This is a genomic window from Saccharopolyspora sp. NFXS83, assembly GCF_026241095.1.
Lineage (GTDB): Bacteria > Actinomycetota > Actinomycetes > Mycobacteriales > Pseudonocardiaceae > Saccharopolyspora_C.
Genome location: NZ_JAPFGB010000015.1, coordinates 80193 through 92049 on the forward strand (window position 1 = coordinate 80193; position 11857 = coordinate 92049).

An 11857-nucleotide genomic window follows, 5' to 3' on the forward strand; every position below is an offset into this window, starting at 1 on the left:
CCAGCGGCGAAGCGGTGCAGTTGGGCGGCGAAGGCCGTGCCTGCCTTGCGGCCGAAGGTCGTGCCTGCAATCGCGCAGCGATTAGCCCACGCGCACGCAGGCCGACCACCGGCCGGAGTTTCCGCTACCCGACCCACTACGCAGCTCAAGTGGGACGCCCGAGTAACTTTGACCTCGTGGAACAGCACGCGAACAGGGCGCGGTTGCTCGGGCCGGCCGATGTTCGCCGGCTGGCCGAGGAGCTGGGGATCCGCCCGACGAAACGACTCGGGCAGAACTTCGTGCACGACCCGAACACGGTGCGCCGCATCGTGGGGGCCGCCGAGCTCACCGCCGATGACGTGGTGCTGGAGGTCGGCCCCGGGCTGGGGTCGCTGACGCTGGCGCTGCTGCCCGCGGCGGCGGGCGTGGTCGCGGTGGAGATCGACCCGGTGCTGGCCGAGCGGTTGCCGCGCACCGCCGCCGAGTTCGCCCCCGACCACCAGGCCGAGCTGCGGGTGCTGGAAGCCGACGCGCTGCGCGTGCGCGCCGCGGACTTCGCGGAGCGGCCACCGACGGCCCTGGTCGCGAACCTGCCGTACAACGTGGCGGTGCCGGTGGTGCTGCACCTGCTGGCCGAGCTGCCGACGCTGCGCACCGGTCTGGTGATGGTGCAGTCCGAGGTAGCGGACCGGCTGGCCGCGAAACCCGGCAACCGGACCTACGGCGTGCCGAGCGCGAAGGCCGCGTGGTTCGCCGACGTGCGCCGGGCGGGGCCGGTGCCGCGCACCGTGTTCTGGCCGGTGCCGAACGTGGATTCCGGACTGGTGTCGTTCACCAGGACCGACCCGCCGTCGACGGCGCCGCGCGAGCAGGTGTTCGCGGCGATCGACGCCGCGTTCGCGCAGCGGCGCAAGACGCTGCGGGCGGCGCTATCGGGCTGGGCCGGGTCGGCGGCGCGCGCGGAGCAGGTGCTGCGGGCCGCCGGGGTGGAGCCGACGACGCGGGGCGAGCAGCTCGCGGTGGTGGATTTCGCTCGGGTGGCCGATGCCGCGGCCCGACTGGTGCGCTGAGTTCGCACTCGGACTCGCGGCGCTGCTGAGCGTTAGACCGACCGGGGCCAAAAGCGTTGCGATGGTCACATATGGTCACTGGAATATTCGGATTGATCAAGAATCCCTGCTCGCAAGGGGGATGTGATTTGTCAAACGATTCCACATAGTGACCGTCCGCAGCTTGCATTCGCCGACACCCCTGCGTTCTACTATGCGGGAAATCCATCCCGAGCGGCTGAGAGACCTGGCTCTACGACGCCGCAGCAACCACTCCACGAGTGAGCAGGTGCTAACGCCAGGGTCGATGGAGTTGTGGTGTCTGAAACTCTGCTCGAAGGTGAACGCGCGCCCCGGATCAACCGTCGGCGCGCCCGCGGTGGTCGCGCCCGGACCGGATCCGGCCCGCACGGACTCGCGCTGACCCAACGCCGAGTGATCGATCACGGACGCCGCACCACGACAGCCTGTCGCCGCGTCCGCTGACGGCCGAAGCCGTCGCAGCCCCTTCCCCAGCCTTTCTGTTCCTCCTTCCCGGCCGATGCGGCATGCCCGCCGGTCCGGCGTGAGCTGATGCGGAGCGATCGTGATCACAGTCGAGAACCTCACCAAGTCCTTCCGGCACGACCAGTCGAGTCGAGCCGACGTCGTCGCGCTCGACAACGTCTCCCTGGAGGTCCCCGCCGGCGCGGTGTGCGGCGTCGTCGGCCCCAGCGGCGCGGGCAAGTCCACCCTCGCCCGGTGCATCGCGCTGCTGGAGAAGCCCGACCGCGGCGCCATCCGCGTCGACGGCACCGACCTCGTGGCGCTCGAAGGCTCCGCGCTGCGTGCGGCGCGCCGCCACATCGGGGTCGTGCCGCAGGGCGACTCGCTGCTGCGCCAGCGCACGGCCGCGGGCAACGTGGCGCTGCCGCTGGAGGCGGCCGGGATGGCCGCGCCGCAGCGCCGCAGCCGCGTCGCCGAGCTGCTCGACCTCGTCGGGCTCACCGACAAGGCGCCCGTCTACCCGGACCGGCTCTCCGGCGGGCAGCGGCAGCGGATCGCGGTCGCCCGCGCCCTCGCGGCCAAGCCCTCGGTGCTGCTCGCCGACGAACCGACCTCCGCACTGGACCCGAGCACCACCGACTCGGTGCTCACGGTGCTCGACCGTGCCCGCTCCGAACTGGGCGTCACGGTGCTCGTGGTGACCCACGACATGAGCGTGGTGCGCCGCATCGCCGATGACGTCGCGGTCCTCGAAGACGGCCGCGTCGCCGAACACGGCAAGGTGCTCGACCTGGTCGCCGAACCCGGCAGCCGCGTCAGCACCAGCCTGCTGCCCGAGACCGACCAGGCGCCCGCCGTGCCCGGTGTGCGCCACGACGTGGTCGCCGAAGTGGTGCTCGTCGGCTTCGCCGCCGTCGGCGCGCTGCTGCCGGAGGCGTCGAGCCGCTTCGGGGTGGAGCTGTCCATCCTCGGCGGCGGCCTGACCCGGCTCGGCGACACGCCGGTCGCGAAGTTCCGCATCGGACTCACCGGCGAGCGCTCGGAGCAGGCGCTGAAATGGATGGTCGACCGCGACGCGCACGTGCGGCGCGCCCCGGTCAGTGTTGATGGAGTCGCTGCGTGAGTGATCCGACCCCTTGGGCGGAAGTCGTGGAGATGCTCGGTGAAGCCACCGGCGAAACGCTCTACATGGTCGTGGTGGCGACCGTGCTGGCAGTGCTCGGTGGTCTGCCGCTCGGCGTGTTCCTGCACCTGAGCTCGCCGGTCGGACTGGACCCGCGGCCGACGCTGCACCGGATCCTCGGTGTGATCGTCGACGTGGTCCGGTCCGTGCCGTTCGTGGTGCTGCTGGTGGTCCTCGCCTCCTTCACACGGCTGCTGGTGGGCACCTCCATCGGCAGCACCGCGGTGATCGTGCCGCTGACGATCGGCGCGGTGCCGTTCTTCGCGCGGCTGACCCAGAACGCGTTGCGCGAAGTGAGCTTCACCGTCGTCGAAGCGGCGATCACCACCGGCTCCGGCCGGTGGCGGATCGTGTGGACGGTCCTGATCGGCGAGGCGCGCGCCGCGCTGGTCGGGGCCGTCGGCGTCACCGCCGTGGCGCTCATCGGCTACGCCGCGATGGCGGGCGCGATCGGTGGCGGCGGGCTGGGGACCACCGCCATCCAGGACGGGTACCAGGCCTACGACGAGCGGGTCCTCTACGGCTCGGTGGTCGTGCTCGCGGTGCTGGCCTTCGCGATGCAGCTGCTCACCGACTTCACGGCGAAGGCCGTGGACCGCCGCCGCACCGCGACCGGGTAGTCGCAACCGCACTTCAGCCGAATCGGCCGATGGCAGGGGCCCCTCGCGGGCCCGCTGCCGCTACCGGTGCGCGTCACCGGCCGGCCTTCATTCCAGAAAGGACGCATTGATGCGCATTCGTTCCTTGGCGGTCGTGCTCACCGCCGCTTCGCTGGCGCTGGCAGGGTGCGGCGGTAGCGGCACTGAGGCCGCGCAGGACCCGAACGCCCCGCTGGCCATCGGCGTGAGCCCGCAGCCGCACGGCGAGATCCTCAAGTACGTCGACGAGAACCTCGCCCCGAAGGCGGGCATCGACCTGGAGATCGAGCAGTTCGACGACTACAACCGGCCGAACGAGGCCGTCGCCAACGGCGAGCTGGACGCGAACTACTACCAGCACAAGCCGTACCTGGAGGAGTACAAGGCGCAGCGCGGCGGCGAGTTCGAATGGGTGCAGACGGTGCACCTGGAGCCGCTGTCGATCTACTCGAAGAAGGTCGGGTCCCTCCAGGAGCTGCCGAACGGCGCGCGGATCGCGCTGCCCAACGACCCGTCGAACCTGACTCGCGGTCTGAAGCTGCTGCAGGACAACGGCGTCATCAAGCTCAAGCCGGGTGCCGAGCAGGGCGCCGGGGTGCGCGACATCGCGGAGAACCCGAAGAAGATCGAGTTCCAGGAGCTCTCCAGCGACCAGCTGCCCCGCGCGGTCGACGACGCCGACGCGGCGATCGTGAACGGCAACTACGCCCTCAAGGCCGGGTTGAAGGACCCGCTCGTCGTGGAGAAGGCGGAGAACAACCCGTACGCGAACGGCCTGGTGGCGTCCCCGGCGATGGCCAAGGACCCCCGCGTGCAGAAGCTCGCCGAGCTGCTGCGTTCGCCCGAGGTGAAGGACTACATCAACAAGACCTACGGCGGGATCTCGGTCGTCCCCGCTTCCTGACCGATCCGCGGCTCGTTCACTCTCTGAACCTGCCCGGTCCGTGCCAGGACCCGTCGGCTTCGTCTTGTCAGCGGCGAAGCCGACGAGCGGTGACCCGGCCACGCGGCCGGGTCACCGCTGAGGATTCCGCTACCCGGCCACCTGTTCAGAACGAGTTCGACAGTCCTGGGGCGGCACCGGGCTCGCGCGGACACGTAGGCTCTAGGAGTGCTCTCCGTGGTACCCACCCCCATCACCGTGCGTGTCCCGGCCAAGGTGAACCTGCATCTGTCGGTCGGCGATGCTCGCCCGGACGGCTACCACGAGCTGGTCACCGTCTTCCAGGCGTTGTCGCTCACCGATGAAGTGACGGTGCAGACCGCCGACGAACCCGGCATCGAGGTGCACGGCGAAGGCGCCGACTCGGTGCCGACCGGGCCCAGCAACCTCGCGTGGACCGCCGTCCGCCTGCTCGCCGAACACTCCGGGCGCGACCCGGAGGAACCCGGCGTGCGGCTCTCGATCCGCAAGGGCATCCCCGTCGCGGGCGGCATGGCGGGCGGCAGCGCCGACGCCGCCGCCTCGCTGCTGGCGCTGAACACCTTGTGGCGCCTGGAGATCGGGCGCGACGAGCTCAGCGACATCGCCGCCAAGATCGGCAGCGACGTGCCGTTCTCCCTGCAAGGCGGCACCGCGCTCGGAACCGGTCGTGGTGAGCGGCTGGTGCCGGTGCTGGCCCGGCACACCTTCCACTGGGTGATCGCGCTGGACCGGCGCGGACTCGAAACGCCCGGCGTCTACGGCGAACTGGACCGGCTGCGCGGCGACACCGGCCCGCACGGCGTCGGTGAGGTCGAACCCCTCCTGGAGGCGCTGGCCTCCGGTGATCCGCGGCAGCTGGCGCTGCTGCTGGGCAACGACCTGCAGTCCGCGGCCGTGTCGCTGCGGCCGAACCTGCGCCGCACGCTGCGCGCGGGCGTCGAGGCGGGCGCCCTGGCCGGGATCGTGTCCGGCTCCGGACCGACCTGCGCCTTCCTGTGCACCGACAACGACGCCGCGGTCCGGGTGGCCGCCGAGCTCTCCGGTGCGGGCGTCTGCCGCACCGTGCGGGTCGCGCAAGGCCCGGTGCCCGGCGCCCGGATCGTCAGCGACGAACGCGCGGACCGGCCGACCCCGCCCCAGGTCCACGCCTGATCCACCCCTCACGTTCCTCTGGAGATCAACACCCCCGATGGCGAACCTGATCAATCTCGAATCGGTGAGCAAGAGCTACGGAGTGCGACCGCTGCTGGACGGCGTCTCGCTCGGCATCAACGAAGGCGAACGCATCGGGGTCGTCGGCCTCAACGGCGGTGGCAAGACGACGCTGCTGGAAGTCCTCTCCGGAGCGGAGGCCCCCGACTCCGGCCGGGTCAGCCACTCCCGCGACACCCGGATGGCCGTGGTCACCCAGCGCACCGAGCTCCCGCCCGAATCGACCGTGCGCAACGCGGTGCTGGACCCGCACGGGTTCACCGCCGAACACGAGTGGGCGGCCGACGCGAGAGTGCGATCGGTGCTCACCGGGCTCGGCATGACGCGGCTCGGGCTCGACACGCCCGTCGTGAACTTCTCCGGCGGGGAACGCCGCCGCGTCGCGCTGGCCGCGGCCCTGGTGCGCGACCTGGACGTGCTGGTGCTCGACGAACCGACGAACCACCTCGACGTCGAAGGGGTGCGCTGGCTCGCCGACCACCTGCTGTCCCGCCGGTGCGCGTTAGTGATCGTCACGCACGACCGCTGGTTCCTGGACACCGTCTGCAACCGCACCTGGGAGGTCACCCAGGGCAAGGTCGAGCAGTACGAAGGCGGTTACGCGGACTGGATCTTCGCGCGGGCTGAGCGCAACCGGCTCGCCCAGCAGGCCGAGGACAAGCGCCAGAACCTGGCGCGCAAGGAACTCGCCTGGTTGCAGCGCGGTGCGAAGGCGCGCACCTCCAAGCCGCGCTACCGGGTCGAGGCCGCCGAAGCGCTGATCGCCGACGTCCCGCCGGCGCGGGACACCGTGGAACTCGTGAGCTTCGCCAAGCGGCGGCTCGGCAAGACCGTGATCGACCTCGAAGACGTGGACCTGCGGATCGCGGACCGGACGCTGCTCAGCGGGCTGACCTGGCAGGTCGGGCCCGGCGACCGGATCGGCGTCGTCGGGGTCAACGGCTCCGGGAAGACCACGCTGCTGCGGCTGCTGGCCGGTGAGCGCGAACCGGACGGCGGCACCCGCCGCGAAGGCACCACGGTGCGGCTCGCCCACCTCACGCAGGAACTGCACGACCTGCCCGGCGACTGGCGCGTGCTCGAAGCCATCGAGGACGTGGCGGAGCGCGTGCAGCTCGGCAAGTACGAGCTCACCGCCTCCCAGCTCGGCGAGCGGTTCGGGTTCGGCAAGGGCCGCCAGTGGACGCCGGTCGGCGACCTCTCCGGCGGGGAGCGCCGCCGCCTGCAACTGGCGCGGCTGCTGATGGGCGAGCCGAACGTGCTGGTGCTCGACGAACCCACGAACGACCTCGACATCGACACGCTGCAGCAGCTCGAAGACCTGCTCGACGGTTGGCCGGGCACGCTGGTGGTCGTGTCGCACGACCGCTACCTGGTGGAGCGGGTGTGTGACAAGGTCGTCGCGCTGTTCGGCGACGGCAAGCTCAGCGACCTCGTCGGCGGCATCGAGGAGTACCTGCAGCGGCGCAGCTCGCTGCTGTCGGCCGACGGCGGCGCCGTCGGCAAGCAGGCCGAGGACGTCGTGGCGGCCAAGTCGAACAAGCTCTCCGGAGCGGAGGACCGGGCCGCGCGCAAGGACCTCGCGAAGCTGGAGCGGCAGCTCGACAAGCTCGGCCAGCGCGAGGAGAAGCTGCACGTCGAACTCGCTGAGGCGGCCACCGAACCGAGCCGCTTGCAGAGCCTCAACGCGGACCTGCGGTCCCTCCAGCAGGAGAAGGACGACGTGGAAGCGCGCTGGCTCGAACTCGCCGACCAGCTGGACTGATCCCGTCCGCCGCGCCCGTTCCCGGAGCGGGTCCGGGCGTTCGGGGCAAGGGCGGTGCGCCGGTTTCCCCGTCCGATTAGGCGGTGAGACGGTTCCGGTGGTCTCGCGGCGGACGTAATGTGCGTCACATGAGTCGGTTCGTGGACGGGATCGTGGCCTCGGCGCTCGACTGCGGCGGGGAAGGAGGCCGGGGTCTCGTCACCGGTGAGCCCCGGCAGGGGCGGCGCCGCACCTGGGCCCAGGTGCACGACGAGGCCCGGCGCATCGCCGCGGCGCTCGTCGAATCGGTCCGGCCCGGCGCCGCCGTCGCGGTGCTCGCCGCCGACCCGGGGCTGATCGCTCCCGCCGTGCAAGGCGGCTGGCTGGCCGGGAACAGCGTGACCATGCTGCACCAGCCGACCCCGCGCACCGACCTCGCCCGGTGGGCGCAGGACGCGGTGCGGGTGCTGGGCGTGGTCGACGCCGAGCTGGTGCTGCTGGGCTCGCCGTTCGAACCGCTCGCCGACCTGCTGCGCGCCCACGGCATCCGGTACCGCGACCTCGCGGAGCTCGCCGCGCACCCGGAGGCGCTGGAACAGCCGGTGCCCACCGGTGAGGACGCGGCGGCGCTGCTGCAACTGACCAGCGGCTCCACCGCCGACCCGAAGGCCGTGCGGATCACCCACGGCAACCTGCGCGCCAACACGACGGCGATGGTCACCTCCGCCCGGCTCGACCCGGTGCGCGACGTCGCCGTGTCCTGGCTGCCGCTGTTCCACGACATGGGCCTCGTCGGCACCCTCGTCGTGCCGATGTCGATCGGGATGGAAGCGGTGCAGGTGACCCCGACGGACTTCCTCACCGCGCCGCTGCTGTGGCCGAAGCTGATCAGCAAGTACGGCGGTACCGTGACCGCCGCGCCGAACTTCGCCTACGCCGTCACGGCACGCCGGATGGCCGGGGCGGAGGACGGCGCGTTCGACCTGTCGGGGCTGCGGTTCGCGCTCAACGGGGCGGAACCCGTCGACACCGGCGCGGTGCGGGCCTTCACCGAGGCGGGGGCCCGCTTCGGGCTCGCGGAGACGGCGATGGTGTGCGCCTACGGCATGGCGGAGGCGACGCTGGCGGTGTCGTTCGCCGCGCTGAACCAGCCGGTGCGGGTAGACACCGTCTCCTCCGACGCGCTGGAACGGCGGCGCCGAGCCGAGCCCGCAGCCGGCGGCGAGGAGGGCGGCACCCGGTCGTTCGCGCTGCTGGGCCGCGCGCTGCCGGGGATGGAGATCCAGGTCGTCGACGACGAGGGCGCCGAGCTGGGGGAGCGGGAGGTCGGCGGGCTGCGCATCCGCGGCGCGGCCGTCACCCCGGGCTACCTCACGGCGGACGGGCCGGTGGCGGCCCGGGACGCGGACGGCTGGCTCGACACCGGCGACGACGGCTACCTCACCGACGGCGAGGTCGTCATCTGCGGCAGGCGCAAGGACGTGATCATCATGGGCGGGCGCAACATCTACCCGGTGGACATCGAACGCGCGGCCGGTGAGGTCGCCGGGGTCCGCGCGGGCAACGCGGCGGCCGTCCGGCTCGACGCGGGCAGTCGCCGGGAGCGGTTCGCGGTGGTCCTCGAATCGAAGACCGCGGGCACCCTCGAAGAGGAGAAGGCGCTGCGCGGCGCCGTGGCCTCCCAAGTCGCTCGCGCCGTGGGGGCGCGCCCGGCGGCCGTGGTCGTCCTGCCGCCGGGAACTCTCCCGAAAACCCCCTCCGGCAAGCTCAAACGAGCAGCCACCGCAGCTCTGGTGCCGACGGGGTCGAACTAGGCGCCGACGCCGAACGGGTCAGTGGAACCGGTTCTGCGCGGGTTCCAGGCCGTCGGCCGCCAGCGCTTCGACGGCGTCGGCGCAGAGGTCCACGAAGTACCCGAGGTCCTTGCGCTCCGCGCCGGAGAAGTCCTTGAGCACGTAGTCGGCCGGATCCATCCGCCCGGGCGGCCGGTCCACGCCGAACCGCACCCGCAGGTATTCCTTGGTGCCCAGGGACTTGGTGATGGACCGCAGTCCGTTGTGCCCGTTCTCGCCGCCGCCGCGCTTCAACCGGACGGTGCCGTAGGGCAGGTCCAGCTCGTCGTGCACCACGATCAGCGACTCGGGCGTGACCTTGTAGAACTTCGACGTCCCCGCGACGGGGCCGCCGGAGAGGTTCATGAACGACCGGGGCTTGGCCAGCACCACCCGGCGAGCGCCCAACCGTCCTTCGACGACGTCGGAGCCCGCTTTGTGCGCCTTGAACTTGCCGCCGATGCGGGCCGCGAGCTCGTCGGCGACGAGGAAGCCCACGTTGTGCCGGTTGCCCTCGTAGCGCGGGCCGGGGTTGCCGAGGCCGACGATCAAGGTGGGCGCTTCAGGAGTGGTCACCAGGCTCCATCCTCGGAAGGGGAGTCACGACGGGTGGAGCCGCAGAGGCCGGGGTGCGGCATCGCCGCACCCCGGCCACCGGCCCGACGTCGTGGGCTCAGGACTCCGAGGCGGTCGTGCCCTCGGACTCGTCCTCGACGACGCCCGCACCCTCGGCGTCGATCTCGGACTCCATGTCCTCGGCGCTCGGCGCGTCGCTGATGTGGGCCACCAGCACCTCGGCGTCAGCCGACAGCGTGACGCCGCTGGGCAGCTTCACGTCGGAGGCGTGGATCTGGGCGCCGCCCTCGGCGCCGTCGATCGACACCTCGAACTGCTCGGGGATGTGCAGCGCCTCGGCCTCGACCTCGAGCTCGTTGAGGGTCTGGGTGACCAGGGTGCCGGAAACGGCGTCGCCGACCAGCACGAGCGGGACGTTGACGGTGACCTTCTCGCCACGCTTGACCAGCAGCAGGTCGACGTGCTCGATGTAGTTCTTGATCGGGTGCGCGGTGACGGTCTTGGTCAGCGCCAGCTCGTTGGCGGAGCCCGCGACCTCGAGGGTCAGCACCGCGTTCTGCCCGTTGTCGCGGACGGCGCGGGCGAACTCGATCGCGGGCAGCGACAGGTGCTTGGGGTCGGAGCCGTGACCGTAGAGCACCGCAGGGATCTTGCCGGCGCGGCGGGTGCGGCGGGCGGCGCCTTTACCGAACTCGGTGCGCGGTTCGACGGAAATACGTACCTCGGACACGGTGGTGCACTCCTCGTGACGTCGGGCGGAAATGAAACTGGTCGGCGGCCTGCGGCGGCGGGTGTGCCACTGGCGTGGGCGGCGCGTACCGGAATGGGGCGGCACCTGGTGCGAACGGCACCGGCGGCGTCCTTCGCGTCCACGAGGGCGAACACCGAGCCGCCGCGTCGATCACGCCGGGTGGAAGGAACCCGGCCTCGCCGAGGCAACCCGAACAGTTTAGAGCCTGCTTTCCCGGGGTGCGCCGCCCGGGTGGTGCTGAGGGGGTCGGGCCTAGTCGCGGGCGGCGTCGTAGTCGGCGCGCGAGGCGACCACTTCGGCCATGTGCGCCTCGGCCCAGTCGGTGATGGCCTGGATGGGAGCGCGCAGCGAGTGGCCGAGTTCGGTGAGCTCGTAGTCCACCCGCGGCGGTACTTCCGCGTGCACCGCGCGGCTGAGCAGGCCGTCGCGCTCCATCGCTCGCAAGGTCTGGGTGAGCACCTTCGGCGCGACGCCGCCGATGGCCGCGCGCAGCCGGGTGAAGCGCATCGGACCGGACGCCAGGTGCAGCACGATCAGCGACGTCCACCGGTCGCCGACCCGGTCGAGCACCGCGCGGGTGGGGCAGGCGGGGTCGTACACGTTCGGGACCAGGTTGGTAACCATGAGGTACTTATAGCACTTTGAAGTCACTGATTACCAAAGGTTACCGTCGAGGTCAGGTTCTGGATCGAGGAGGTTTTCATGCGGATCGTTCTGTTCGGTGCCACGGGTTACGCGGGTGGCCGGATCCTGGAGGAGGCCCTGTCGCGCGGCCACGAGGTCGTCGGGGTCGCCCGCGACGTGAGCGGGCTGGCCGACGGCGGCGGGCTCACCGCGCGGGCGGGCTCGATGCACGACCCGGACTTCGTGGTCGACGTGACGCGGGACGCGGACGCGGTGCTGATCGCGACACCGGGACGTCCGCTGGAGGGCGGCAAGAAGCTGCTCGACGCGGTGCCGACGCTGCTCGGCGCCGCGCGCGAGAACGGCTTCCGGCTGGGCGTCGTCGGCGGCGCGGGCAGCCTCCTGGTGGCCGAGGGCGGTCCGCGGGTGATCGACACCCCGGAGTTCCCGGACGAGTTCAAGCCGGAGGCGAGCTCGCACGCGAAGGTGCTGGACGCGCTGCGCGAGGCCCCGCAGGACGTGGACTGGTTCTACGTGAGCCCGCCCGCGGTGTTCGGCTCCTACGCGGCGGGGGAGCGCACCGGCACCTACCGAGTCGGCGGGGACCTGCTGCTGTCCGACGCCGACGGGAGCTCGACGATCGGCGGTGACGACTACGCGCTCGCGTTCGTCGACGAGCTGGACCGGCCCGCGCACCGCCGCACCCGGTTCACGGTCGCGTACTGACCGCTCGCTCCGGAGGTGCGGAGGAGCTCCTCGGTGACCGCGGCGCGAGGGCACCGGTCCGGCCACGTTGATCGCGCTCAGGCATGGTTCCACCGGACCGGTGTCACCCGCGGCAGTGAGTGATCCGCG

At 71.6% G+C, this 11857-nt stretch carries 11 protein-coding genes and 1 riboswitch; of the genes, 8 read left to right on the top strand and 3 right to left on the bottom strand.

Features of this window, described 5'->3' with window-relative positions; all coding sequences use genetic code 11:
- The first annotated feature begins 176 nt into the window (after positions 1–176).
- The 7 genes from rsmA to OOZ19_RS17745 all read left to right on the top strand — a co-directional run bounded on the left by rsmA (position 177) and on the right by OOZ19_RS17745 (position 9033).
- Positions 177–1052 carry a 16S rRNA (adenine(1518)-N(6)/adenine(1519)-N(6))-dimethyltransferase RsmA gene (gene rsmA, locus OOZ19_RS17715; RefSeq protein ID WP_266091217.1) on the top strand — a complete coding sequence of 292 codons (876 nt, stop codon included), beginning with the start codon at positions 177–179 and terminating at the stop codon, positions 1050–1052.
- A 201-nt stretch (positions 1053–1253) separates the two neighbouring features.
- Positions 1254–1345, top strand: a riboswitch (SAM riboswitch).
- Between the two features lie 272 nt (positions 1346–1617).
- On the top strand, positions 1618–2640 hold the full coding sequence (locus OOZ19_RS17720) for a methionine ABC transporter ATP-binding protein (protein ID WP_266091218.1): 1023 nt from the start codon (positions 1618–1620) through the stop codon (positions 2638–2640).
- Complete coding sequence (locus OOZ19_RS17725; RefSeq protein WP_266091219.1) at positions 2637–3320, top strand: methionine ABC transporter permease; 684 nt, start codon at positions 2637–2639, stop codon at positions 3318–3320. The genes OOZ19_RS17720 and OOZ19_RS17725 overlap by 4 nt, the downstream gene beginning before the upstream one ends.
- 109 nt (positions 3321–3429) lie before the next feature.
- Positions 3430–4242 carry a MetQ/NlpA family ABC transporter substrate-binding protein gene (locus tag OOZ19_RS17730; protein ID WP_266091220.1) on the top strand — a complete coding sequence of 271 codons (813 nt, stop codon included), beginning with the start codon at positions 3430–3432 and terminating at the stop codon, positions 4240–4242.
- Between the two features lie 216 nt (positions 4243–4458).
- Positions 4459–5415 carry a 4-(cytidine 5'-diphospho)-2-C-methyl-D-erythritol kinase gene (locus OOZ19_RS17735; RefSeq protein ID WP_266091299.1) on the top strand — a complete coding sequence of 319 codons (957 nt, stop codon included), beginning with the start codon at positions 4459–4461 and terminating at the stop codon, positions 5413–5415.
- Between the two features lie 37 nt (positions 5416–5452).
- Positions 5453–7240: an ABC-F family ATP-binding cassette domain-containing protein gene (locus tag OOZ19_RS17740; protein WP_266091221.1), complete on the top strand. Its 1788-nt coding sequence runs from the start codon at positions 5453–5455 to the stop codon at positions 7238–7240.
- Between the two features lie 128 nt (positions 7241–7368).
- On the top strand, positions 7369–9033 hold the full coding sequence (locus OOZ19_RS17745) for a fatty acyl-AMP ligase (RefSeq protein ID WP_266091222.1): 1665 nt from the start codon (positions 7369–7371) through the stop codon (positions 9031–9033).
- Positions 9034–9051: 18 nt separating this feature from the next.
- Here the strand turns inward: OOZ19_RS17745 and pth are convergent, their stop codons facing one another.
- The 3 genes from pth to OOZ19_RS17760 all read right to left on the bottom strand — a co-directional run bounded on the left by pth (position 9052) and on the right by OOZ19_RS17760 (position 11002).
- Complete coding sequence (pth, locus tag OOZ19_RS17750; protein WP_266091223.1) at positions 9052–9627, bottom strand: aminoacyl-tRNA hydrolase; 576 nt, start codon at positions 9625–9627, stop codon at positions 9052–9054.
- A 97-nt stretch (positions 9628–9724) separates the two neighbouring features.
- Positions 9725–10357: a 50S ribosomal protein L25/general stress protein Ctc gene (locus OOZ19_RS17755; protein WP_266091224.1), complete on the bottom strand. Its 633-nt coding sequence runs from the start codon at positions 10355–10357 to the stop codon at positions 9725–9727.
- A 273-nt stretch (positions 10358–10630) separates the two neighbouring features.
- Positions 10631–11002 carry a winged helix-turn-helix transcriptional regulator gene (locus OOZ19_RS17760; protein ID WP_266091225.1) on the bottom strand — a complete coding sequence of 124 codons (372 nt, stop codon included), beginning with the start codon at positions 11000–11002 and terminating at the stop codon, positions 10631–10633.
- Between the two features lie 78 nt (positions 11003–11080).
- On the opposite strand from OOZ19_RS17760, the gene OOZ19_RS17765 reads away from it, so the two are divergent.
- Positions 11081–11728, top strand: coding sequence for an NAD(P)-dependent oxidoreductase (locus OOZ19_RS17765; protein WP_266091226.1), 648 nt, complete (start codon positions 11081–11083; stop codon positions 11726–11728).
- Positions 11729–11857 lie beyond the last annotated feature (129 nt).